This window comes from Roseovarius sp. AK1035 (genome assembly GCF_003288315.1).
GTDB classification, from domain to species: Bacteria; Pseudomonadota; Alphaproteobacteria; order Rhodobacterales; family Rhodobacteraceae; genus Roseovarius; species Roseovarius mucosus_A.
Map to the genome: position 1 here is coordinate 1,200,441 of NZ_CP030099.1, position 24,429 is coordinate 1,224,869.

Genomic DNA, 24,429 nt, shown 5'->3' on the forward strand with positions numbered 1-24,429 from the left:
TCAACCACCGTTCAGCACGGCGGCGATATAGCCTTCTGGCGCATGCAATTGCTGCGCTGTGGCCTCGATATACCCCATCACCGGTCCCGCCAGCACTGACAGCGCCACAATGCCGCCCAGCATTGCGAAACATACGACCAATGGCAGGGCGGGTTGTGGCGCGGGGGCGGGTTCCTCGCCCGTCTCAGGTGCCAGCTTCCAGAAAATCGCACTGCCCGCCTGACCCAAACCAAGGATCGCAACCAGCGACGTGGCCAGGATCACCGCCCAGATAAGCCAGACTTGCTCCATTCCGCGCACAGCGTCGAGAATGAGCAGCTTGCCAACAAATCCCGAGAGCGGCGGCATACCAGCCGTGGCAATCGCCGACCCAAAGAAGAGCGCGGCAATCATCCCGTGCTGCGCCATGCGCGGTCCGGGTTGCATAGCGCCTGCCAAAGACCCGCGCCGCTCGCGTACCAGATCGACCACAAGGAACAAGAGCGCTCCGGCCAGGGTGGAATGGATCATGTAATAGAGCGCCGCAGCCGTAGTTTCGGGCCGGAACCCGGCCAGTGCAATCAGCAGCGTGCCCATAGAGCCGATTGCGGCGAAGGCAGCCAGCCGCCCAAGCCGCTTGGCCCCCAGAATACCCACCATCCCGGCCACAAGCGTGATCAGCGCGGCATAGATCAGCATTTGGTCGATCAGCGCCGCAGTCGCCCCAAGATCGGGGCCGAAGACCAAGGTGTACGTGCGCAGAATCGCATAGGCCCCGACCTTGGTCATGATGGCAAACAGCGCCGCCACCGGGGCAGGGGCCTCGGCATAGGTTTCTGGCAGCCAGAAATGCAGCGGCAAAAGTGCAGCCTTGATGGCGAAGACAAGGAAGAGCAGCATCGCGCCAACCCGAAGTAGCGCACTGTCCTCAACTGGAATCTCTGCTGCCCGCACCGCCAGATCGGCCATGTTGAGCGTGCCTGTCACCGCATAGAGCGTGCCAAGCGCAAAGAGAAACAGGGTCGAGCCAAGCAAGTTGTAGATGACATATTGCACACCCGCCTTGAGCCTGCGCCGACCCCCACCATGGATCATCAGACCGTAAGAGGCGATCAGCAGCACCTCGAAGAACACAAAGAGGTTGAAGGCGTCGCCAGTCAGGAAGGCACCGAAAATGCCCATAAGCTGAAACTGATAGAGGGCGTGAAAATTATTGCCGCGTTGGTCCCAGCCGGTGCCCACGGCATAGAGCAGCACCAGCAGTGCCAGAACCGCTGTGACCAGAACCATCAGCGCCGACAGCCGGTCGAGAACCAGAACGATACCAAAGGGGGCTTGCCAGTTGCCCAGCTCATACACTTCAATCGCGCCGCTTGACGCCTTCACGGTAAGGCCAATGGCAATCGCCAGAACCGCAACAACGCCTGCAATGGAAAAAACCCGCTGCAACGATGGATGGTGCCGCATCGACAGCGTAAGGATCGCGGCCAGCACTGCCGGCAGGATGACCGGGGCAATAATCCAGTGGCTCATGCCTCATTCTCCTGCGCGGGCTGCTCTGGCGGTGTCTCGGATCCGATATTCACGGTGTCATCGCGCGATGAGAGGAACGACCCCAGCGCCAGCATAACCACCACCGCCGTCATGCCAAAAGAAATCACGATGGCTGTCAAAACCAAGGCCTGCGGCAGCGGATCCGTATAGCTTTCTACACCGTCCTGTAAGATGGGCGGCATATTCACCACCAGCCGCCCTGTGCCAAACAGGAACACGTTCACCGCGTAGCTGAGCAGCGAGATGCCGATGATCACCGGGAAACTGCGCAGCCGCAGAACCAGATACAGCCCACCAGCGGTCAAGAGGCCTATTGCACTTGCAAACAGAAGCTCCATCTCACGCCTCCTTCTCGCCCGGCGCGGTGCTGAGGGCCGGGTTGATGTCCATGGGCGCGACGTTCACCGTCTCACCCGACCGCCGCGCCATGCTTGACAGGCTGTTGAGTGCCAGCATCACCGCGCCTACCACGGTCAGAAACACGCCGGTGTCAAACGCCATGGCCGTAGCCCATTCGAATTCCTCGATCGGCGGGAAATGCAGATAGCCGTAATCGGATGTCAGGAACGGTCGCCCTGCCAGCCATGCCCCGATTCCTGTCACGCTGGCGATCAGCACACCCACACCGATTGTGGCATGGTAGGTCACGCGCTGCCGTGCTTCGGCCCAAGCAAAACCAGAGGCCATATACTGCATGAGAAACGCAATCGCTACGATCAGACCGGCGATAAATCCACCGCCCGGCTGATTGTGACCACGCAGGAAAATATAGGCCCCGACCATCAGCGCGATGGGCATCATCACGCGGGTGGCTACAACCATCATCAGCGGGTGGCGATCCCCCGCTTCGGGATAGCGATCCGCCTTCCATTGCGAAAGCCAGCGCCCGCCCGGTCCCTTGAGCACGGTTTCTGTCAGCGCGTAGATGACAAGCGCGGCGATGCCCAGAACGATGATTTCTCCATAGGTATCAAAGCCCCGGAAATCGACGAGGATCACGTTGACCACATTGGTGCCGCCGCCGCCCTTGTAGGAATTCGCGAGGTGAAAGACCGAGATGCTCTCTGACGCGAAATCGCGCAGAAGAATGGCATAGGTCAGACCCGCTACTGCAATACCGCCGACGGCAGCAATGCCAGCATCGCGCATCCGCCGGGCAACACTGCTTTCGGCCGGGGTTTCGCGCGGTAGGAAATTCAGCGCCAGAAGCAACAGGATGATCGTCACCACCTCGACCGAGATTTGAGTCAACGCAAGGTCTGGGGCCGAGAAATAGACAAAGCCCATCGACACAATCAGGCCCACAATCCCCATCAGGACCAGCGCCAAAAAGCGGTTGCGATGGAACGCGACCAGACAGATTGTCGCCAACACTAGCAAGAGCCACCCAATCGCAGGCACCAACGTTACGGGCAACATCTCGCGCGTGGGCGCAGCCATGCCGCCGCCCATATAACCAAGCACACCCGCGCCGATCACCGTGACCGCGAAAATCGCGCCGTTGCGGGTGAGCGCGCCATTATGCACACCATCTGTCAGCGCCGTGCTCAGGGCCGTGGCAGCCCGCGTCACCGCGTCGAACATCACCTTCGCCTCGGGCCGTGGCGTTGCGTTCCACATCGCCATCAGTGGCGCATGCAGGCGTAGCAGGATTGCGCCGCCAACCACCGCGATCACCGACATCCAGAATGCAGGCACCAGCCCATGGATGTGATAGATTTTCACGTAAGGATCAGACTGTGTCACAGCATGTGCCGCGACCCGCACCAGATCGCCGGCAAAGGTCATTGGCATAATCCCAATCAGGATCACCAGAAGCGTCAGGAATGCAGGCGCGGCCCACATGCCGAAACCCGGATCATGCGGCTTGGCCGGATAATCGTCGCGCTTGGGGCCAAGGAACACATGAGCGATATATCGGAACGAATAGGCCACCGAGAAAAGCGCGCCCAAAGTTGCCAACGCGCCCATCATCCAATGTGGGCCGATCCAATGGGTCTCGGCCACTTCTGCCAGCATCATTTCTTTGGACAGGAACCCGTTGAAGGGCGGAATCCCAGCCATCGACAGTGCTGCAATAGTGGCAATCGTAAAGGTGATTGGCATCAGATGCCGCAACCCGCCAAGGCGCTTGATATCTCGCGTATGCGCCTCGTGATCTACAATGCCCGCTGTCATAAACAGCGCGGCCTTGAATGTGGCATGATTGATGATGTGAAACACCGCGACCACCGCCGCCGCCTTGGTGCCAAGTCCCAAAAGCATGGTGATCAGGCCCAGATGCGACACTGTCGAAAAGGCCAAAAGCGCCTTGAGATCATCCTTGAAGAGCGCGATTTTTGCGGCCATCACCATGGTAATGAGGCCCGTCGAGGATACGATCCAGAACCATTCCGGTGTGCCCGCCAGAACCGGCCACATGCGCGCCATCAAGAATAGCCCAGCTTTTACCATCGTGGCCGAATGCAGATAAGCCGAGACCGGTGTCGGTGCGGCCATCGCGTGGGGCAGCCAGAAATGGAACGGAAACTGCGCAGATTTTGTGAAACACCCAAGCAAAATCAGGATAAGGGCCGGCAGATACATCGGGCTCGCCTGAATCGCGTCTTTCTGCGTCAGGATCACGCTGAGATCATAGCTTCCGGCGATATTCCCAAGGATCAACATGCCCGCGATCATGGCAAGACCGCCAAGGCCCGTCACCGTCAGCGCCATTCGCGCGCCTTGCCGCCCTTCGGGCAGGTGTTTCCAATATCCGATCAAAAGGAAGGATGACAGCGACGTCAGTTCCCAGAAAATCAACAATAACAAAATGTTGTCGCTCAGGACAATTCCCACCATCGCGCCCTGAAACAGCAGCAGATAGGTATAAAACTGCCCCATCGGATCTTCGCGTGACAGGTAAAACCGCGCGTAGAGGATGATCAAAAGGCCGATGCCAAGGATCATCCCGGCAAAGAGCAGCCCCAGACCATCCAGCATGAAATTGACGTTAAGACCAAGCGACGGCAACCACTCGATGCCAAAGGTCAGCACTTCGCCCCGCATCACCGCAGGCGCGCAAAGCAGCAGCAATATGAGCGCAAGGATCGTGGGCGCTGCAGTAAAGGCGGCGCAGGTGTTGCGCCCGGCTTGGATCATCAGGCCGGGAAACAAAGCTCCCAAAAACGGCAACGCCGCGATGATCGGCAAAAATCCTGCGGCATTGTCCATCCGTCTCCCGCCCCTCTCCCTGTTCTCTGCCTCGGCCTTGGCACCACGTCGCGGGTGCATTTTACGTGCCGTTTCAGTTGATCCAGCGTAATATACGGCGGCATTGCCGCGCCACAACCCAGCTTGTGACGATTTTCCACCTCGTGAAACCGCGACGCTTGAACGCAGGTCCTTGGGATGCTCTGCTGCAAGCGCACCCAACACAGGATCCGACAGTGACCAGCCCCCTACATAGCTTTCCTATTACCGTATATTACGAAGACACCGATATGGGCGGGATCGTTTATCACGCAAATTATCTGAAATACATAGAACGCGCCCGCAGCGCCTGGGTGCGCGACAAGGGCATTGATCAGAACGCCATGCGCGATCGTGACGGCCTCATATTTGCCGTGCGCCGGGTCGAGGCTGATTATCTTGGCCCCGCGCGGCTTGATGATCGGCTTACGGTTGAAACGCGCGCCGTTGCCGGAACTGGCGCGCGGTTGGTGATCGAGCAATCTGTGCTGCGCGGCACCGATGTCATCTTTACCGCGCAGGTCACGATCGCTTGCCTGACCCTTGCGGGAAAGCCGGTCAAACTGCCTGCGCCTCTGCGTACGACCGGCTGAGCGCGCCCGCTCGACGCGTCACGGGCATTGACCGACTACCCGTAAATACGGGCGTAACTGCGTTGAACCCACACCAAACTCGCGGATCACATCTGCCTCTGGTCGGTTGTCAGAGATAATCGCTATATCCCCATCATACCAATCCGCAGGGGTGGCCGCGCCGGTCCTGTCTCGCAGTTGCAGCGCCTTGGCCACACGCAGAACCTCGTCGGTATTCCGGCCAACAAATACAGGATACTCGAAAATCATCCGTATCCGTTGCGCCGGATCAATCAGAAAACTCTTGCGAATGGGCCATTCCGAGGATTCCTTTTCGTGGACCATGCCGAATATCCGCGCAAGTCGCATGCCGTGATCACAGGCACAGGGGAAATCGACTTTCACGTCGAACATATCCTCGATCTCTGCATGCCACGCTTGCTGTTCTGCGATCGAAGAGGCAGTCAGGGCTAGGTTCTTGATCCCACACGCAGTCCAGGATCTTGAATAGCTGGCCAGTGACGCGATCTCGGTGGTACAGACCGGCGTAAATGCGGCGGGATGGCTGAACAGATGCACCCAACTGCCCTCAGCCCAATCCCAAAAGCGCAAAGTCCCCTGTGTGGTCTCGACAGCAAAATCGGGAAACAGGTCTCCGATCTGCGGCAGCCACTTTACAGTTTTGCGCAACGAGCTGGGCAGTTTCAAAACCTCGTTTCCCGGCCCGCGTGGAGTAAAGAATTGTATGGTCATGCCAGCGCCCCATCGTCCTCTGATTGAAAGTTGTTGATGCCTGCAACAGTGAGAGGATTGAAACCAAATGTGTTTAAAATCGGGCAAAGGCATTTAACGTTATGTCTTAACACAAAAATCGCCCATCGGTCGTAGATGCTTGTGTCTAAAAGGTGACTTTGATAGTACTCTTCTAAATGTCCTGAGTGCATGGGATTTTTGGTTCGGTCCCAATTCACCCCGCGCAGTCGTCCTTGGTTTTCGCCTCGCGATATATTCATCCCCAGACATCGATGCGAGACAATATGCCACTAAGGGCCATGGTTCTTGAAGAGGACCGCGCAACCAAGCTTCTTGTGACAGAGCGCCTTGCCGAAGAGGGTTACGAAACGGTGCTGTGTCCGGATATTTCTGCTGTTTTGGACGCGGTAGAGCGCAACAACGTACACATCTGCGTGGTGGGGGCCCGGTATCGTGGCGTAGATGGCTATGATATCGTGCGCCAGTTACGCCACAAATCCGGTGCCGGGCTAATCTTGTTGGGCAATTCCGAAGACGAGATCGACGCCGTTCTTGCGCTGGAAATGGGGGCAGATGACTATATGGTCAAACCCGTGCGCCCCCGCGAACTTTGCGCCCGTGTGCGGGCTGTGGTGCGACGGATAGCGGCTGCGGCACCCGATGCCGATGGGACCCGTCCAATGCCAAGCCCGTCGTTGCGCCGGGTAGGAAATGTGGAAATCTGCGGCGTGCGTCGCTCTGTTCGAATTGGTGGGCAGCCCATTGAATTGACCACCTTTGAATTTGACGTGCTGATGGTGCTGGTGGCCCATACGAATGCGATCTTGTCGCGCGACCAGATTATCAAATCGGTACGCGGAGATCAGTGGTCGATCAGCGACCGTTCCGTGGATGGCATCATCAGCCGCTTGCGTCGCAAGTTGTTCGCGGGCGAGGAAGGAAACCGCCGCATCAAGACCGTTCATGGTCGAGGTTATATGCTCCTCGAAGCGCAAATGCTGGACGAAGTCTGACCCCGCCGCCACGTTCCGGCAAATATCCGCCCGATCCTGAGGCGAATTCCGCTGTAAACCAGCGCTGGCTTGCGGATGGTGTTGGCTTTCCCGTTTCAAATAGGATAGTTTGCTCTGCAATAAGGCCGGAGAACGGCCAGACACACAAAGAGCAGGCAAATGGAAGCAGAAACCCTGGCATTGGCACAGGAGATAGATTTCTCCATGTGGGCGCTTTTCGCACGCGCCACTCTCACCGTTAAACTGGTGATGTTCATGTTGATCGTGTCCTCGTTTTGGGCCTGGTCGATCATCATTCAAAAGATCATCATCTATCGCAAGGCACAGCTTGAGGCTGAAATCTTTGATCGCCGCTTTTGGTCCGGTGAGCCGCTCGATGGGTTGTTCGACGAAATCGGGCCAGAACCCGCGGGTCAATCCGAGCGGATTTTTGCCGCCGGCATGACAGAATGGCGGCGCAGCCATCGCAATGACGGCAATCTCATCGCTGGGGCTACGGCGCGTATCGACCGCAGTATGGACGTGGCCATCGCCAAAGAATCCGAGGGCCTTCAGAGTGGGCTTCAGGTGCTGGCGACAGTCGGCTCTACCGCGCCGTTCATCGGGCTTTTTGGCACCGTCTGGGGCATCATGCATGCCTTCGTCGAAATTGCCGAGCAGCAGAATACCAACCTTGCCGTTGTCGCACCCGGCATCGCCGAGGCACTCTTGGCCACCGGCCTCGGCCTCATCGCGGCCATTCCGGCGGTTATCTTCTACAATAAGCTCAGCGCCGATGCCGACCGGATTGTAGCGGGATACGAGGCCTTTGCCGACGAGTTCGCGACCATTCTCAGCCGACAGTTGGACAGCTAGACCATGGGCGCGGGTGTCGTTCAGAAATCAGGCGATTCAGGGCGTCGGAGGCGCGGGCGTGGCCGCTCGCGCCCGATGTCTGAGATCAACGTCACGCCCTTTGTGGACGTGATGTTGGTGCTTTTGATCATTTTCATGGTGGCCGCCCCCCTTATGGTGGTGGGCGTGCCGGTGGAATTGCCCAAAACCGCCGCCAATTCCCTTCCCAGCGAAGAAGAAGAGCCGCTGACCGTCACTGTCACCGCCGAGGGTATCGTGATGATCCAGACCTCTGAGGTGCCGCGCGAAGAACTGGTCGCCCGTCTGCGCGCCATTGCGACAGAACGCGAGAGTACCCGCGTATTCCTGCGCGCCGATGGGTCAGTGCCTTATCAAGACGTTATGCAGGTCATGGGCGCACTCAACAACGGCGGCTTTGCGAATATTGGGCTGGTGACAGATGCTGGCGGTCCAGCACTTGACGGGCAGGGCGGCTAGGGGCGCATCTGGTGAACACCGGACAGATCATATCGGGCGCGGGCCATCTGGCATTGATCGGCTGGGCCCTGCTTGGGGGCGTGTTCCGCTCTGATCCGCCCCCCTTCGAGGTGGTGGAGGCCACAACTATTTCCTCTGAGGAATTCGCGGCCCTGCTCGCACGTCAGAGCGCCCCCGAGGCTGTCGCCAATGTCGACACACCAGAGCCGCCCGCGCCCGGCGATTCTGCGCCGCCGCTTGCCTCTATCCCCGATACCCCGCCTGAGAGCACGCCGCCCCCGGCACAGGAAACCGCGCCCCCTGATCCCGCGCCCGATGTCTCGGAAATCACCCCGCCTGCGCCCGCCGAGGTGACGGATACAGCGCCGGTGCTTGAAACCCCGCAAGAGGATGTGGCGGTCGTGGTTCCGCAGGTTTCGCCCCGGCCCAAGCCGCGCCCCGCGCCCCGCGTTGCTCCCGAGGCCGTGGCACCGCCGGAACCGGATGTGCGCATTGATGAGGTGGCCCAGTCCGAGGTCGCGCCCGAGGAAGGTGCCGAAGTGCCGCAAGAGCCCGCCGAGGCTACGGCACAGGAAGAGGCGGCAACCGAGATCGTGACCGAGGCGGAAGAGTCGAAAGACGCCGCGCCCACGTCCTCTCTGCGACCCAAACCGCGCCCCGCGCGCCCGGTTGCTCAGGCCGAAGCACCAACGCCCACCGAAACTCCGGCGCCAGCTACCACCGAAACACCCAGACCCGCTGCGCCCGCGACCGATCAGAGCGCCGTCAACGATGCACTGGCCGCCGCCCTTGGTACCGGTCAGCAGACCGACACCGCCCCCAGCGGCCCGCCGCTCACGTCTGGCGAAAAGGATGCGCTGCGTGTCGCTGTGCAGCAATGCTGGAACGTAGGCTCGCTCAGCACCGAGGCGCTGGGCACTACGGTTGTGGTTTCGGTGCGTATGGGCGAGGATGGCAGGCCGGACAATGGTTCGATCCGTATGGACAGCTTTTCCGGCGGGGGCGATGCGGCAGCGCGTCAGGCTTTCGAGGCCGCACGGCGGGCGATCATCCGCTGCGGCGCCAATGGTTTCAACTTGCCGCCGGAAAAATACGACCAGTGGCGTGACATCGAAATGACATTCAATCCGGAGAGTATGAGGATCAAATGATGCGCTTTATGATGACCCTCCTTGCGGCCCTCACACTCTGGGCCATGCCCGTTCTGGCGCAGGGCAATGGCCCGCTTCGGATCGAGATCACTGAAGGTGTGATCGAACCGTTGCCCTTTGCCGTGCCCGATTTCGTCTCGGATAGTGCGGCGGGTCAGGAACTTGGCCGCAACATCGCCAGCGTGATCGCCGCCGATCTTAACGGCACAGGGCTCTTTCGCCAGATCCCGAGTTCCGCCCACATCAGCCGGATCACCAGCTTTGAAAGCCCGGTGCAATATGCCGACTGGCGCGCGATCAATGCACAGGCCCTGATTACAGGCGCGGTCAGCACGGATGGTGCCGGGCGCATCATCGCCAAATTCCGCATCTATGACGTGTTTTCCGGTCAGGAACTGGGCGCAGGTCAACAGCTTGTCGGAACACAGGACGGCTGGCGGCGTATTGCCCACAAGGTTGCTGATCAGGTCTATAGCCGCATCACCGGCGAAGGCGGCTATTTCGACAGCCGTGTCGTCTTTGTTGCCGAGAGCGGCCCCAAGGATCAGCGCGCCAAGCGGCTGGGCATCATGGACTATGATGGTGCCAATGTGCAGTATCTGACCGACAGCACCAGCATTGTTTTGGCACCCCGCTTTTCCCCCACCGGCGACCGGGTGCTTTACACCAGCTATGAAACTGGCTTTCCGCGCATCTATGTGCTCGACGTGGCCAATGTGGGGCGTCGCGAATTGCCCACACAGGACGCCACCATGAGCTTTGCGCCCCGCTTTGCCCCCAATGGGCGCACCGTGGTCTATTCGCTGACCCAAGGCGGCAATACCGATCTTTATACGATGGACATCGGCAGTGGTGCCAGTACCCGGCTAACCACCGCCCCCTCTATCGAAACCGCACCCAGCTATAGCCCCGATGGCAGCCAGATCGTGTTCGAGAGCGACCGCTCCGGAACACCGCAGCTTTACATCATGTCCGCAGGTGGCGGCGAGGCCCGGCGCATCAGCTTTGGCGAGGGGCGCTACGGCACGCCCGTCTGGTCGCCGCGCGGCGATCTTGTGGCCTTTACCAAACAGTCCAAGGGGCGCTTTCACATCGGCGTCATGCGCACCGATGGCAGCGAAGAGCGTCTTTTGACCGCCTCCTTCCTCGATGAAGGCCCAACATGGGCCCCCAATGGCCGCGTGATCATGTTCACCCGCGAAACCCAAGGCGAACAGGGTCAGGCCAGCCTCTATTCGGTGGATATCACCGGGCGTAATCTAAAACAGGTCCCGACCAATACCGGGGCCAGCGATCCTTCGTGGTCACCGCTTCAGAATTGAACCCACAAGGCCCGCGTTTCCTTGGGACGCGGGCTGTGATATGACAGGCCAAGGCAGAAACGAATGGGGCTAAAATGACCTATCTGAGCAAGACACTGATCCTCTGTGCAGGGCTGGCACTGGCCGCTTGTACCAATCCCAACCGATTTGACGACGGCAGTGCTGTCGATCTCAACAATGGCGCGAACTCTGGGGCTGGCTTTGCCGGCTCGGCGCAAGATCCCACCTCGCCGGCCTATTTCCAGCAGACGGTGGGGGATCGCGTGCTTTTTGCCGTCGATCAATCCACGCTCGGCTCAGACGCACAAGCCACGCTTGACGGTCAGGCCAACTGGCTGACCACCAACCGTGATTTCACTGCCGTGATCGAAGGCCACGCCGACGAACAAGGCACCCGCGAATACAACCTTGCCCTTGGTGCGCGTCGCGCCAACGCGGTTCAGGAATATCTGATTGGTCGCGGTGTTTCCCCGAACCGCTTGCGCGTGGTCAGCTACGGCAAGGAGCGCCCGATCGAGATTTGCAGCAACGAGGCGTGCTATGCCAAGAACCGGCGCGCCGTGACTGTGCTGGCCGCCGGTCTAGGCAGCTAACCTAGGAAGAGGGCCGCACCATGCGTCGTTTCGCGTTCATTCTGGCAGCAGGTCTTTTTGTTGCGCCGCAAACTGCTCCGGCGCAGACGGATCAGACGCTGGCCGACATCCGTCAGGAACTGTCAGTGCTTTTCGTCACCTTGCAGCATCTCAAGCGTGAACTCAGCACCACCGGTGCTGCGGGCCAACTGAGTGGCGGCGGGTCTCTGGTGGACCGCGTGAATGCGATTGAAAGCGAGGTGCAGCGCCTCACCTCCAAGACTGAAGAGCTGGAATTTCGCATTGATCGCGTGGTGTCCGATGGCACCAATCGCGTCGGCGATCTAGAATTCCGCCTCTGCGAACTGGAACCCAGCTGTGACATTGCCACGCTGGAACCCGGCAGCACGCTAGGCGGGGTCGATCCTGTGACGGCGGGTGGCGGGGCGGTTCCACTTCCGACCACCCCAGAGGTCAGCACCGGCGACAATCCGCAGCTTGCCATCGGAGAGCGAGACGATTTCGACCGCGCCGAAGCTGCCTTGCAGGCAGGCAATAACAGCGAGGCGGCGGCAGGTTTTGCCGCCTTCCTGTCGACCTATCCGGGCAGCCCGTTGTCTGGCCGCGCAGGTCTTTTGCGCGGTGAGGCGCTCGAGGCGGCTGGCCAGCAGAGCGAGGCCGCGCGCGCCTATCTTGACAGTTTCAGCGCAGCCCCTGACGGGTCAGAGGCCCCAGAGGCGCTCTTTCGTCTAGGGCGTGCGCTGGGTCGTCTGGGCCAAACCCAAGAGGCCTGCGTGACTTTGGGCCAGGTCGAAGCCCGCTATCCCACTGCGGCGGCGGTCTCTTCGGCGCAATCCGAGATGGGCCGTCTGGGCTGTTCGTGATCCCGCCAGACGCGTCGTTACAAAGCAGCCTCGCGGCGCATTTCGCGGGGCATATCCCTACCCGGCTGGGCGTTGCCGTGTCCGGCGGCAGCGATTCGCTGGCGCTTTTGCACCTTCTTCACGGCTGGTCCCTTGTGGGTGGCCCCACGCCCGCCGCTGTCACCGTTGATCACGGGCTGCGCCCCACCTCTGCGCAAGAGGCCGTGGACGTGGCACAGATCTGCGCCCGTCTGGCGATCCCGCACGACACCGTGCGTTGGCAAGGTTGGGATGGCTCCGGAAATCTTCCTGACCACGCCCGCCGGGCGCGCTATGCGCTCCTCACTGACTGGGCACGCGCAAATGACCTACATGATATTGCCATTGGCCATACCCAAGACGACGTCGCCGAAACATTTTTGATGCGTCTTGCACGCGGCGCGGGTGTGGATGGGCTTGCGGCGATGCGCCCGCGCTGGACGCAGTCGGGGGTGACCTTTCACCGCCCGCTACTCGACCTATCCCGCGAGGCCCTGCGCGATCATCTGCGCAGACTTGGTCAATCGTGGATCGATGATCCAACCAACGATGATACCACCTACCTGCGCCCCCGCGCACGTCAGAGTCTCATGGCCCTCGCGCCCATGGGGCTTGGTGCCGCGACGCTGGCCGATGTGGCGCGCACCCTGTCCGGGGTTCGCACGGCGCTGGATCATGCCACTCTGACCGCCGCCCGCGCACTTCTTCAGGTGCAGTCTGGGGATATTCTCATCGACCACCCCGGATTTAATGATCTCCCTGAGGAAATCGCGCGCCGTCTCATGCAGGCTATGCTGCAATGGCTTGCGGGGGAGGAGTATCCGCCGCGCGGCACCGCTCTCGCGAGTTTTATCAAAGCCGCCCGTGATGGCCACACAATGCCCCTGCACGGCTGCCTTCTTCTGCCGCCCAAGAACGGCCAGCTTCGCCTCACGCGGGAATATGCCGCGGTCAAGGGACTGCGCGCGCCCGTAAACACCCTCTGGGATAATCGCTGGCAGGCGAGCGGCCCCGCATCCCCCGGTGTCGAGATAGCCGCGCTTGGACCCAACGGACTGCAGGCTTGCCCGGATTGGCGCCAGAGTGGCCTGCCGCATGCCTCTGCGCTCTGCGCCCCTGGCCTCTGGCAAGGGGATACTCTGATCGCCGCCCCGCTCATGGGTCACCCGAATGGCTGGGCGCTGATCCTCAAGCCTGAGCAGGACAATCTGCTGATGTCCATATTATGTCATTGAAGATAGGGCCGTGATCTCTATTTATGATCCATGCGCCCTGTGCTAGACGCACGGGGATACGAATTTTGGGAGAGAACCCTTGGGTAACGCAAGAAATATCGCCTTCTGGCTGGTGCTGTTCCTTTTGATCCTCGCGCTGTTCAACCTGTTCAGCGGGTCGGGCAACACCCTCCAGAGCCGCGCAGTGCCATATTCCGAGTTTGTGGCGGCAGTGGACAGTGGCGGTGTGAGCCAGGTAACGCTGGATGGCGAGACTGTGCGCTATCGCGGCGCGGATGGGCAGGATTATGCAACGATCAAGCCTGAGGATGCAGAAATCACCCAACGTCTGATTGATGCGGGTATTCCGGTCAAGGCCGAGAGCCAGCAGCAATCCGGCTTTCAGACCTTCATTGTCTCGCTTCTGCCCTTCCTTCTGTTGATCGGCGTGTGGATCTATTTCATGAACCGCATGCAGGGCGGCGGCAAAGGTGGCGCGATGGGTTTTGGCAAGTCCAAAGCCAAAATGCTGACCGAAAAGCACGGTCGCGTCACATTTGATGATGTGGCAGGCATCGACGAGGCCAAGGAAGAGCTTGAGGAAATCGTGGAATTCCTGCGCAACCCGCAGAAATTCTCGCGGCTTGGCGGTAAAATCCCCAAGGGCGCGCTGCTTGTCGGCCCTCCGGGTACTGGTAAGACGCTGCTTGCCCGCGCCATTGCGGGTGAGGCGGGCGTTCCTTTCTTCACCATCTCTGGTTCTGACTTTGTGGAAATGTTCGTGGGTGTGGGTGCATCCCGCGTGCGCGATATGTTTGAGCAGGCCAAGAAAAACGCGCCCTGTATCGTGTTTATCGACGAGATTGACGCGGTCGGCCGCCACCGTGGGGCGGGCTATGGCGGCGGCAATGACGAGCGCGAACAGACGCTGAACCAACTGCTTGTTGAAATGGACGGATTCGAGGCCAACGAAGGCGTGATCATCATCGCGGCCACCAACCGCAAGGATGTTCTTGACCCCGCACTTCTGCGCCCCGGTCGTTTTGACCGTCAGGTGACCGTGCCCAATCCCGACATCAAGGGCCGCGAGAAAATCCTTAACGTTCACGCCCGCAAGACACCGCTTGGCCCCGATGTGGACCTGCGCCTGATTGCGCGCGGCACGCCCGGTTTCTCTGGCGCGGACCTTGCCAACCTCGTCAACGAGGCGGCGCTGATGGCTGCGCGTGTCGGTCGACGTTTTGTGACTATGGTCGACTTCGAGAACGCCAAAGACAAGGTGATGATGGGGGCCGAGCGCCGTTCGATGGTGCTGACCGACGATCAAAAGGAAAAGACCGCCTATCACGAGGCCGGGCATGCGGTGGTGGGTCTTGCCCTGCCCAAATGTGACCCTGTCTACAAGGCTACGATTATTCCGCGCGGTGGTGCCCTCGGTATGGTTGTGAGCTTGCCCGAGATTGACCGGCTCAATTGGCACCGCTCCGAGTGCGAGGAAAAGCTGGCCATGACCATGGCAGGCAAAGCCGCCGAAATCCTCAAATACGGCGAGGATAACGTGTCGAACGGCCCTGCTGGCGATATTCAACAGGCCAGTGGCCTTGCGCGCGCCATGGTGATGCGCTGGGGCATGTCCGACAAGGTTGGCAATATCGACTATGAGCAGGCGCACGAAGGCTACATGGGCAATGGTGCCGGTGGCTTCTCGATTTCCGCACATACCAAAGAGCTGATCGAGGAAGAGGTCAAACGCCTGATCGACGAGGCCTATATTCGGGCCAAGAAAATCCTGACTGATCGTCAGGAAGATTGGGAACGTCTGGCGCAGGGTCTCTTGGAATACGAGACACTGACCGGAGACGAGATCAAGCGCGTGATGCGGGGCGAACTTCCCTCGGCGAATGACGATGACGACGGCAGTGCCGAAGCCAGCAAGCCCTCTGTCACCGCAATCCCGAAAACCAAGCCCAAATCCACGCCCGGCGACGGCGGGCTGGAGCCAGAGCCCTCAACGTGAGCACGAATGCCGCGAAACAGGATTGGAATCCCGGAGCCTATGCAAGGTTCCGGGATCAACGCTTGCGGCCTGCCCTCGATCTTTTGAACGCCGTCGGTCAGATGGGCGCGGGCGATGTGGTGGACCTTGGATGCGGCAACGGCGTGATGATCGAAACCCTGCGTGCCCGCGCGGGCAATCGCGCGGTTGTGGGGGTCGATGCCAGCCCCGCCATGCTCGAAAAGGCACAAGGGACGGGTTATGATGCCCTCCAACAGGCCGATATCGCCGAGTGGCACCCGCGCCGCGCGCCGGGCCTGATCTATTCCAACGCGGCCCTGCATTGGGTTGGTAATCACGAAGCACTTATGCCCCGGCTCGTCCGCATGCTGGGCAAGGGCGGGACGCTGGCTGTGCAGATGCCGCACCAGAACAAGGCCCCCTCGCACCGTGTCTGGCTCTCGCTGGCAGAGGAACTCTTTGCCGGGCGGATCGAAAAGATGGGCACCCCCGGTGTGATGTCTCCGATCAAATACGAGGAACTTCTGGCGCCGCTCGGTCAATTCCGCCTCTGGGAAACGGATTATTATCAAAGGCTGACCGCCGAACCCGGGAGCCACCCGGTGCGCCGCTATACCGAAAGCACCTATGCCCGTCCGGTTCTGGCCGCGCTCGAGCCGGATGAAAAGGCCGATCTCATTCGTCGTTACGAAGAGGTGATGCATAGCGCCTACCCGGTTCGTGCCGATGGTACTGTGCTGTTCCCGTTCCGCCGCATGTTCTTTACCCTGACCGTCTGACCTGAATTTGAACGGCCCTGCGGGGCGAGTATTTTCCACCAAGAAGAAACGGGGCGCAAAGATCAATGCCCGCATTGATGCCAACCGAGTATGAGGGCCGAATCACTTGGCTGGGCCGAGTGGCGCAGCGCGATGCGTCTCTGGCAGCCGAACCGCTCGACGCGGTCGACGTGACCTTTGCCGGTGTCGCGGGCGAAGAGCACGCGGGCCTGACCCGCCCTTCATGTAGCCGCGTTATTTCCCAGCACCCCAGAGGCACCGAAATCCGCAATGCGCGGCAATTTTCTGTCCTTTCAGACGAAGAGCTGACAGCCATCGCCGCCACCATGGGTGTTGCGCGGCTTGAACCAAGCTGGCTGGGTGCCTCGCTGGTGATCAGTGGTATTCCCGACCTCAGCCATTTACCTCCCTCATCGCGCTTGCAAGGACCGGATGGGGTGACGCTGGTGATTGATATGGAAAATCGCCCCTGTCACCTGCCTGCCAAGGTGATCGAGACCCACGCCCCGGGCTTTGGTGCACGGTTCAAGCGCGCGGCTCTCGGGCGGCGCGGTGTCACTGCTTGGGTCGAGCGTGAGGGGCGGCTGGCCTTGGGTCAAATGCTGCGCCTGCATATTCCCGATCAGCCGGTCTGGTCCGAACTCTCGCGTGTGCGCGCCACGTTGCTCTGACTCCCCTTTCTCGGTTTCCGATCCGACACCGTCTGCGGTGATCCGCCGCAAGCACAGGCCCATGTGTCGGATTCGCATGCTGTGGGATGCCGAGAATTGGCTATCACCGTGGTCAGATCAAGCCCAACAGACGAGGGAAGGAAACGACTATGGGTTACAAGAGCGACATCGAGATTGCACGGGAGGCCAAGAAGCGACCGATCCAAGAGATCGGCGAAAAGCGGGGCATCTCGAACGACGATCTTCTGCCCTATGGCCATGACAAGGCAAAAGTCAGCCAGAAATTCATCGACTCCGTTCAGGGCAACAAGAACGGTAAGCTGATCCTCGTGACTGCGATCAACCCCACCCCTGCAGGCGAAGGCAAGACCACGACCACTGTTGGTCTTGGTGACGGCCTGAATCGCATCGGCAAGAAGGCCACCGTTTGCATCCGCGAGGCCAGCCTTGGGCCAAACTTTGGCATGAAGGGCGGCGCAGCCGGCGGCGGCTATGCACAGGTTGTCCCGATGGAGGACATGAACCTGCACTTCACCGGCGATTTCCACGCCATCACCAGCGCACACAGCCTGCTCAGCGCCATGCTCGACAACCACATCTATTGGGGTAACGAGCAGAACATCGACACCCGCCGCGTAGTGTGGCGTCGCGTGGTCGACATGAACGACCGCTCGCTGCGCCAGATCACCTCGTCGCTGGGCGGTGTTTCCAACGGCTTTGCGCGCGAAGATGGCTTTGACATCACTGTCGCGTCCGAGGTCATGGCAATCCTCTGCCTCTCCAAGAACCTTAAGGATCTTGAGGAGCGTCTTGGGTCTATGATCGTGGCCTATCGCCGCGACCGCAGCCCCGTCTTCTGCCGCGATATTAAGGCCGAAGGCGCGATGACCGTGCTTCTCAAAGATGCGATGCAGCCCAACCTTGTGCAAACGCTGGAAAACAACCCTGCCTTCGTGCATGGCGGACCCTTCGCCAATATCGCGCATGGCTGTAACTCGGTCATCGCGACCACGACCGCGCTCAAGATCAGCGATTATGTTGTGACCGAAGCGGGCTTTGGCGCTGACCTTGGTGCAGAAAAGTTCATGAATATCAAATGCCGCAAGGCGGGCCTAGCCCCCGATTGCGTGGTCATCGTGGCCACCGTGCGTGCGATGAAGATGAACGGCGGCGTCGCCAAGGCAGATTTGGGTGCCGAGAACGTTGATGCGGTCAAGGCGGGTTGCCCGAACCTTGGGCGCCACATCGAGAACGTCAAATCCTTCGGCGTGCCGGTGGTTGTGGCGATCAACCATTTCGTCACCGATACGGAAGCAGAAATCGAGGCCGTCAAAACCTTTGTCGCCAATCATGGTGCCGAAGCCGTGCTGTCGCGCCATTGGGAACTGGGCTCCGAAGGCTCTGAGCCTCTGGCGCGCAAAGTGGTCGAAGTGGCCGAGGCCGGGAATGCCAATTTCGCGCCCCTCTATCCCGATGACATGCCGCTGTTCCAAAAGATCGAAACCATCGCCAAGCGCATCTATCGCGCTGACGAGGTGTTGGCCGATCAAAAGATCCGCAGCCAGCTCAAGGAATGGGAAGCGCAGGGTTATGGCCATCTGCCAGTTTGCATGGCCAAGACGCAGTATAGCTTTACCACCGATCCGAACCGTCGCGGTGCGCCCACCGGCCATTCCGTACCGGTCCGCGAAGTGCGTCTTTCGGCCGGTGCTGGCTTTGTCGTCGTCGTCTGTGGCGAGATCATGACAATGCCGGGTCTGCCCAGCAAACCTGCTGCCGAGACGATCCGTCTCAACGACGACGGCCAAATCGAAGGCCTGTTCTAAACCTCACCAAATAAGGCCGCCCAGAGTATCGCGCTCTGGGCGGCCTTGCGCGTTGCGCAGAACGATTTAAAGCACGATGAAAGGGCTGGGAATGACGGCTAAAGTGATCGACGGCAAAGCCTTTGCCGCAGAGGTGCGGACCAAGGTGGCCTCGCATGTGACGCGCCTGAAAGAGGAAAACGGCATCACGCCGGGCCTCGCGGTGGTGCTTGTGGGCGAAGACCCGGCCAGTCAGGTCTATGTCCGCTCCAAGGGCAAGCAGACCGTCGAAGTGGGCATGAATTCCTACGAGCACAAGCTGGATGTTGACACGTCAGAGGCTGATCTTCTGGCACTGATCGACCGTCTCAACAAAGACGCCACCGTGCACGGCATCCTCGTGCAATTGCCGCTGCCAAAGCATCTCGATTCCGATCTGGTGATCAACTCTATTGATCCGGCCAAGGATGTGGACGGTTTTCATATTTCCAACGTCGGCCTCTTGGGCACTGGCCAGAAATCCATGGTGCCGTGCACGCCCTTGGGCTGCCTGATGATGCTGCGCGACCATCACGGCTCGTTGGCGGGCATGGATGCTGTGGTGCTTGGCCGCTCGAACATTGTGGGCAAGCCGATGGCACAGCTTCTTTTGGGCGATAGCTGCACTGTCACGATTGCTCATAGCCGGACCAAGGATATCGCCGATGTCTGCCGTCGCGCCGATATCGTCGTGGCTGCCGTCGGTCGCCCTGAAATGGTGCCGGGCGACTGGATCAAGCCGGGGGCTACCGTGATCGACGTGGGCATCAACCGGATCGAACGGGACGGCAAGACTGTGTTGGTCGGCGACGTCGATTACGCCTCGGCCGCCGCTGTTGCCGGGGCGATCACCCCAGTGCCGGGCGGTGTCGGCCCTATGACCATCGCCTGCCTTTTGGCCAATACCCTCACCGCCTGCTGCCGCGCCAATGGTCTGGCCGAGCCAGAGGGCCTGACGGCCTGAACGATCAGCCCCGCCCACGCGGCGGGGCGCCTGCCCCAAGCCCACCAATCAGCGGGCAACCAAGCGTCTCGCGCAGGGCTTCGACCAGTTCGTCGACTGTTTCGGTCGATACAAAAACTCCCCCCGTCGCATCTGCCAGACATTTTGCGACGGTCTGCCCGTCATAGCCCTGCGCCTCGGGGCTGTTCCACGAGAACGGGTCATGCACAACGCGAAATCCGATCACATGCACCGTCAAATCGCGCGCCTCTGCGGTTAAAGCGGCCCCAAGCGCACAGGGCGTACCGCCGCAGGTCTCGTTGCCATCCGTAACCAAGACCACGATCCCGGGTTGTGTGCGATACTCTAACACCTCTGCCGCCGCCGCCACCGAGGCGGCAATCGGGGTCAGGCCGCCGGGCATCAGCGCGTCGACCGCCACCACCACCGCAGCCGCCGCATCCGGCATAGGGGCAAAATGCCGGGTGATCCCCGAACAGGGATGACTACCCCCAGCCCCATAGGACAAGAGGCCAATCCGCCGATAGGGCGCAACGTCGGGCATCACGCGCCGCAGTGCCGCGCGCGCCTCGATGATCCGGGTTGCGGCAGTTGGATCATGTCCGACCTCGGCCATGGACCCAGACCCGTCAAATACCAGCATCGCATCAGCGGCACAGCCCGTGGCCGCCTGTGGCGTTGGGCCCGGCAGAACAGCGAGGGCTAGGCAGAGAGCAATCGCGCGCATCAGGGGCCTCCGGTCTCAGGATCGCACCCTTAGCCTATCGCGGTCTCAGCATATGTCCAGAGAACTGACCCTGCCAAACTTGCGCAGCATGCACGGGCTTTCTCCGACCGGTCACACGACTTTCAGGCAGAAATGAAATTCGTTCATCGGTCGAAAGGTTTCGACCATTTTGTGAAGACTAAGCTTGATGCCAAGTTCTGGAAACGTCTCGGTCAATTCGACAAGCTCTTGATCCGTCGGGATGTTGCAATGCACGTCGACATAGCTGGTGCGGAGGTTTTCTTCATCTTAAGCGCATGGGCCAACGAGAACTGGCGCGCGACACCATGATTGGCGCCGTGCTGCCAGACCTGTCCTGCTTTGACCGGCCTGAAATGATAAAAATGGTCAAAAACCGTCTGAGCGTCCGGGCTGGCGACATCACGCGTCTCGCGGTCGATGAACTGGCCAAGTGTCGTTCTGGGGCGATCAATGTCATAGGTATAACGACGGTCGGGAAACGCCCCGATGATGGCACCGCCCGGACCCATCTCAGCCGCAAGCTGCCGAAAAAACCCAAGCAGATTGGCTATATGCTCATAAACATGGGACCCAAAGACAAAGCGCACCCCTGCGCCCGGAATTGCCTGCGGCAGGGTGATGTTCCAGAGCACATAATCGACCTCAACCACCCGATCTGCGCGCCTCAGCGGGCTGCTCTTGGCAAGGCGTCTCAGCTCGTTTGTGGTGCTGACATCGGCGTAGCGCACATTCCAATCCGGTCCGGTCAGCAGGGGGCCTCCAAATGGTCCGATTTCGACCCCAAGCTCTGTTGAGCGAACACAGCCCGCGACAAAATCGAGGAGTCTGGTATTCCGCTGATCAGGCTACCCGCGCGACCGCCGACTGGCTCAGTGGCTTGTCTTTTCCTGCCTGCGTTGCGTTCAACGGATAGCGCAAAGTCTGGGTTATCGCGAGAATTTCCAGCGAGGGTACCGCGATTTCGGACGCGATGCGCCGCTCTTGTCAAGGACCTCGGCACCGTCTATACGCCCCCGGTGGCCTCGTACTGGGGTCCGACTCAACCCACACACGCCGCGTTCGGCCGCTCCCGTCGCTGGGGGCCGCATCCGGCAAGGAGATAGCGACATGAAACTGCATGAACTGCACGACAATCCCGGTGCCACCAAGCGCAAGAAGCGCGTTGGCCGTGGTCCGGGTTCCGGCATGGGTAAAACCGCTGGCCGGGGTATCAAGGGGCAGAAATCCCGTTCGGGTGTTTCGATCGGTGGCTACGAGGGTGGCCAGATGCCGCTCTATCAGCGTCTCCCCAAGCGCGGCTTCAACAAGCCGAACCGCAAATCCTTTGCTGTCATCAACCTTGGCCTGATCCAGAAATTCGTTGAGGCTGGCAAGATTGACGGCTCTGCGCCGATCACCGAAGAAACACTGGTGTCCTCGGGTCTCGTACGTCGCAAACTTGATGGTATCCGCGTCCTGAACAAGGGTGACGTGACCGCCAAGTTGACCATTCAGGTCACAGGTGCCTCGCGCGCTGCGATTGAAGCGGTCGAAAAGGCCGGCGGCTCCCTCTCGGTCACAACCGCGCAAGCGGCTGAATAAGAGGTTGTGAGCGGCATCTGTGCCGCTTACATATAGCCCAAGTTTTCCTTTGACGCCGCCTGAGCTGGAAAACAGCCCAAGGCGGCGTTGTCAAATGAAAGAGACCCGCGAATGGTATCTGCAGCAGAGCAAATGGCGGCCAACACCAGCTGGTCCGCGCTGGGCAAAGCCACCGAACTGCGCAAACGAATCCTGTTCACCCTCGGCCTGCTGATCGTCTACCGGCTGGGCACCTTCATCCCGGTTCCGGGTATCGACGGTGTGGCGCTGCGCGAATTCATGGAGGGCGCGCAGGCCTCAATCGGCGGCATGCTCAGCATGTTTACCGGCGGCGCGCTCGGACGGATGGGCATCTTTGCTCTGGGCATCATGCCGTATATCTCGGCGTCGATCATTGTTCAGCTGATGACCGCAATGGTGCCTGCTCTTGAGCAACTCAAGAAAGAAGGCGAGCAGGGTCGCAAGAAGATCAACCAATATACCCGCTACGGTACGGTTGCGCTTGCAACGCTGCAATCCTACGGGCTTGCCGTATCGCTGCAGTCGGGCGATATGGTCTCCAATCCCGGCATGTTCTTTATCGCGTCCTGCATGATCACGCTGATCGGGGGCACCATGTTCCTGATGTGGCTGGGCGAGCAGATTACCGCGCGCGGCGTGGGCAACGGCATCTCGCTGATCATCTTTGTCGGTATCATCGCCGAAGTTCCCGCGGCCCTGGCACAGTTTTTCGCATCGGGCCGGTCTGGTGCGGTCAGCCCTGCGGTGATCGTGGGTGTCATGCTGATGGTCGTGGCCGTGATCGCCTTTGTGGTCTTCATGGAACGCTCTTTGCGCAAGATCCACATTCAATATCCCCGCCGTCAGGTCGGTATGAAGATCTACGATGGCGGCTCGTCGCACCTGCCGGTCAAGGTCAACCCGGCGGGCGTGATCCCGGCGATCTTTGCCTCGTCTCTTCTTCTTCTTCCGGCCACGATCACGACGTTCTCCGGAAATACCACCAATCCGGTTCTCTCGACCGTGATGGCCTATTTCGGCCCTGGACAGCCGCTCTATCTGCTGTTCTTCACGATCATGATCGTGTTCTTTGCCTATTTCTACACCTTCAACGTTGCGTTCAAAACCGATGACGTGGCCGAGAACCTCAAGAACCAGAACGGCTTTATTCCCGGTATTCGTCCGGGCAAACGGACGGCGGAATATCTTGATTTCGTTGTGAACCGTGTGCTGGTCATCGGCTCTGCCTATCTCGCTGCGGTTTGCCTTCTGCCAGAGATCCTGCGTAACCAGTTCGCCATTCCCTTCTACTTTGGCGGCACGTCGGTTCTGATCGTCGTTTCCGTGACGATGGATACTATTCAGCAGGTTCAGTCGCATCTTCTGGCCCATCAATACGAGGGCTTGATCGAGAAATCCCAACTGAGCGGCAAGGGCAAGAAACGCAGCCGCAGAAAGGCACCGGCGCGGCGATGAATATCATCCTTCTCGGACCGCCGGGCGCAGGCAAGGGCACGCAAGCGCATTATCTTGTCGAAAGCCGGGATATGATCCAGCTCTCCACCGGCGACATGTTGCGCGCCGCCAAGGACAGCGGCTCTGAGATGGGGCGCATCGTCGCAGATGTCATGGCGCGCGGCGATCTGGTGACCGATGAAATCGTGATCGGCCTGATCCGCGAGCAGTTGCAAGGCGCGCGCAAAGGCGGTTTCATCTTTGACGGCTTCCCACGCACACTGGCGCAGGCGGATGCCTTGGCCGATCTGCTCGAAGAAACCGGCGAGACCTTGGTGGCCGTGATCGAATTGCGCGTCGATGACGAAGCGCTCGTTCAGCGCATCACGGCGCGTTCAACCTGTGGTGGGTGTGGCGAGGTCTATAACGACATCACCAAGCCGTGGCCTGCGGATGGCAAATGCGCAAAGTGTGGCTCTACAGATGTCAAACGCCGTGCGGATGACAACGAAGACGCGCTGCGGAATCGTCTGATGGAATATTACAAGAAAACCTCGCCGCTGCTTGGCTATTACTATGCCCATGGTCAACTGACCTCGGTTGATGGTCTGGCTGAGATTGACGCGGTGCAGGCTGAGATTGCAGAAGCGCTTGACAAATAGCGATTGATAGGGGTTCGGGGCCTTGACGCCCCGACCATTTCCCCATAACCAGCCCTATCTCGAACACGAGATTGATTCTGGTTCCGGGTCGCACCCGGTATGCGAATCACTCA

Annotated in this window: 23 protein-coding genes; 17 read left to right on the forward strand and 6 right to left on the reverse strand. The window is 60.1% G+C overall.

What is annotated here, in order from left to right:
- Genes RAK1035_RS05805 through RAK1035_RS05815 form a run of 3 tightly spaced genes read right to left on the reverse strand, consistent with a single transcriptional unit; the run spans position 1 to position 4,746 of the window.
- The gene (locus tag RAK1035_RS05805; RefSeq protein ID WP_008281180.1) at positions 1 to 1,512 is read right to left on the reverse strand and encodes a monovalent cation/H+ antiporter subunit D; all 1,512 of its coding nucleotides are present in this window, start codon (positions 1,510 to 1,512) and stop codon (positions 1 to 3) included.
- Positions 1,509 to 1,871, reverse strand: coding sequence for a Na+/H+ antiporter subunit C (locus RAK1035_RS05810; RefSeq protein WP_008281181.1), 363 nt, complete (start codon positions 1,869 to 1,871; stop codon positions 1,509 to 1,511). Before RAK1035_RS05810 ends, RAK1035_RS05805 begins: the two co-directional genes overlap by 4 nt.
- Position 1,872: 1 nt before the next feature.
- The gene (locus RAK1035_RS05815; RefSeq protein WP_008281182.1) at positions 1,873 to 4,746 is read right to left on the reverse strand and encodes a monovalent cation/H+ antiporter subunit A; all 2,874 of its coding nucleotides are present in this window, start codon (positions 4,744 to 4,746) and stop codon (positions 1,873 to 1,875) included.
- Positions 4,747 to 5,015: 269 nt separating this feature from the next.
- Here RAK1035_RS05815 and RAK1035_RS05820 point away from each other — a divergent pair, with 269 nt between their 5' ends.
- The gene (locus RAK1035_RS05820; protein ID WP_008281183.1) at positions 5,016 to 5,357 is read left to right on the forward strand and encodes a YbgC/FadM family acyl-CoA thioesterase; all 342 of its coding nucleotides are present in this window, start codon (positions 5,016 to 5,018) and stop codon (positions 5,355 to 5,357) included.
- Between the two features lie 18 nt (positions 5,358 to 5,375).
- Here the strand turns inward: RAK1035_RS05820 and RAK1035_RS05825 are convergent, their stop codons facing one another.
- On the reverse strand, positions 5,376 to 6,089 hold the full coding sequence (locus RAK1035_RS05825; RefSeq protein WP_008281184.1) for a redoxin domain-containing protein: 714 nt from the start codon (positions 6,087 to 6,089) through the stop codon (positions 5,376 to 5,378).
- Positions 6,090 to 6,388: 299 nt separating this feature from the next.
- Between RAK1035_RS05825 and RAK1035_RS05830 the strand changes: the two genes are divergently transcribed.
- The 13 genes from RAK1035_RS05830 to folD all read left to right on the forward strand — a co-directional run bounded on the left by RAK1035_RS05830 (position 6,389) and on the right by folD (position 19,870).
- Entirely contained in the window at positions 6,389 to 7,102 is a 714-nt protein-coding gene (locus tag RAK1035_RS05830) for a response regulator transcription factor (protein WP_008281185.1), read from the forward strand.
- A 159-nt stretch (positions 7,103 to 7,261) separates the two neighbouring features.
- Positions 7,262 to 7,957, forward strand: a complete 696-nt coding sequence (tolQ, locus tag RAK1035_RS05835; protein WP_008281186.1) for a protein TolQ — start codon at positions 7,262 to 7,264, stop codon at positions 7,955 to 7,957.
- 3 nt (positions 7,958 to 7,960) lie between these two features.
- Positions 7,961 to 8,434, forward strand: coding sequence for a protein TolR (gene tolR, locus RAK1035_RS05840; RefSeq protein WP_008281187.1), 474 nt, complete (start codon positions 7,961 to 7,963; stop codon positions 8,432 to 8,434).
- Positions 8,435 to 8,445: 11 nt separating this feature from the next.
- Positions 8,446 to 9,585 carry a hypothetical protein gene (locus RAK1035_RS05845; protein WP_008281188.1) on the forward strand — a complete coding sequence of 380 codons (1,140 nt, stop codon included), beginning with the start codon at positions 8,446 to 8,448 and terminating at the stop codon, positions 9,583 to 9,585.
- Positions 9,582 to 10,907 (forward strand): Tol-Pal system beta propeller repeat protein TolB, encoded by a 1,326-nt coding sequence (tolB, locus tag RAK1035_RS05850; RefSeq protein WP_008281189.1) that lies wholly within the window; start codon positions 9,582 to 9,584, stop codon positions 10,905 to 10,907. Before RAK1035_RS05845 ends, tolB begins: the two co-directional genes overlap by 4 nt.
- 74 nt (positions 10,908 to 10,981) lie before the next feature.
- Positions 10,982 to 11,500 (forward strand): peptidoglycan-associated lipoprotein Pal, encoded by a 519-nt coding sequence (pal, locus tag RAK1035_RS05855; protein WP_008281190.1) that lies wholly within the window; start codon positions 10,982 to 10,984, stop codon positions 11,498 to 11,500.
- A 20-nt stretch (positions 11,501 to 11,520) separates the two neighbouring features.
- Entirely contained in the window at positions 11,521 to 12,363 is an 843-nt protein-coding gene (gene ybgF / locus RAK1035_RS05860; RefSeq protein WP_008281191.1) for a tol-pal system protein YbgF, read from the forward strand.
- Complete coding sequence (gene tilS, locus RAK1035_RS05865; RefSeq protein ID WP_008281193.1) at positions 12,360 to 13,616, forward strand: tRNA lysidine(34) synthetase TilS; 1,257 nt, start codon at positions 12,360 to 12,362, stop codon at positions 13,614 to 13,616. Before ybgF ends, tilS begins: the two co-directional genes overlap by 4 nt.
- 79 nt (positions 13,617 to 13,695) lie before the next feature.
- The gene (gene ftsH, locus RAK1035_RS05870) at positions 13,696 to 15,612 is read left to right on the forward strand and encodes an ATP-dependent zinc metalloprotease FtsH (RefSeq protein WP_037297814.1); all 1,917 of its coding nucleotides are present in this window, start codon (positions 13,696 to 13,698) and stop codon (positions 15,610 to 15,612) included.
- Positions 15,613 to 15,674: 62 nt separating this feature from the next.
- The gene (locus tag RAK1035_RS05875) at positions 15,675 to 16,391 is read left to right on the forward strand and encodes a methyltransferase domain-containing protein (protein ID WP_232279207.1); all 717 of its coding nucleotides are present in this window, start codon (positions 15,675 to 15,677) and stop codon (positions 16,389 to 16,391) included.
- Positions 16,392 to 16,456: 65 nt separating this feature from the next.
- Complete coding sequence (locus RAK1035_RS05880; protein WP_008281197.1) at positions 16,457 to 17,062, forward strand: MOSC domain-containing protein; 606 nt, start codon at positions 16,457 to 16,459, stop codon at positions 17,060 to 17,062.
- A gap of 149 nt (positions 17,063 to 17,211) precedes the next feature.
- The gene (locus RAK1035_RS05885; RefSeq protein WP_008281198.1) at positions 17,212 to 18,888 is read left to right on the forward strand and encodes a formate--tetrahydrofolate ligase; all 1,677 of its coding nucleotides are present in this window, start codon (positions 17,212 to 17,214) and stop codon (positions 18,886 to 18,888) included.
- A gap of 91 nt (positions 18,889 to 18,979) precedes the next feature.
- A complete protein-coding gene (gene folD / locus RAK1035_RS05890; protein WP_037297817.1) occupies positions 18,980 to 19,870 on the forward strand; it encodes a bifunctional methylenetetrahydrofolate dehydrogenase/methenyltetrahydrofolate cyclohydrolase FolD in 891 nt (296 codons plus the stop codon).
- A gap of 4 nt (positions 19,871 to 19,874) precedes the next feature.
- Here the strand turns inward: folD and RAK1035_RS05895 are convergent, their stop codons facing one another.
- Positions 19,875 to 20,597 (reverse strand): vWA domain-containing protein, encoded by a 723-nt coding sequence (locus tag RAK1035_RS05895; RefSeq protein WP_037297819.1) that lies wholly within the window; start codon positions 20,595 to 20,597, stop codon positions 19,875 to 19,877.
- A 212-nt stretch (positions 20,598 to 20,809) separates the two neighbouring features.
- A complete protein-coding gene (locus RAK1035_RS05900; protein WP_008281201.1) occupies positions 20,810 to 21,346 on the reverse strand; it encodes a hypothetical protein in 537 nt (178 codons plus the stop codon).
- Positions 21,347 to 21,725: 379 nt separating this feature from the next.
- Here RAK1035_RS05900 and rplO point away from each other — a divergent pair, with 379 nt between their 5' ends.
- From rplO to RAK1035_RS05915, 3 genes are all read left to right on the forward strand, one after another.
- Entirely contained in the window at positions 21,726 to 22,199 is a 474-nt protein-coding gene (gene rplO, locus RAK1035_RS05905) for a 50S ribosomal protein L15 (protein WP_008281202.1), read from the forward strand.
- A gap of 111 nt (positions 22,200 to 22,310) precedes the next feature.
- Positions 22,311 to 23,675 (forward strand): preprotein translocase subunit SecY, encoded by a 1,365-nt coding sequence (gene secY, locus RAK1035_RS05910; protein WP_037297822.1) that lies wholly within the window; start codon positions 22,311 to 22,313, stop codon positions 23,673 to 23,675.
- Positions 23,672 to 24,316, forward strand: a complete 645-nt coding sequence (locus RAK1035_RS05915; RefSeq protein WP_008281204.1) for an adenylate kinase — start codon at positions 23,672 to 23,674, stop codon at positions 24,314 to 24,316. Before secY ends, RAK1035_RS05915 begins: the two co-directional genes overlap by 4 nt.
- Positions 24,317 to 24,429: the final 113 nt, after the last annotated feature.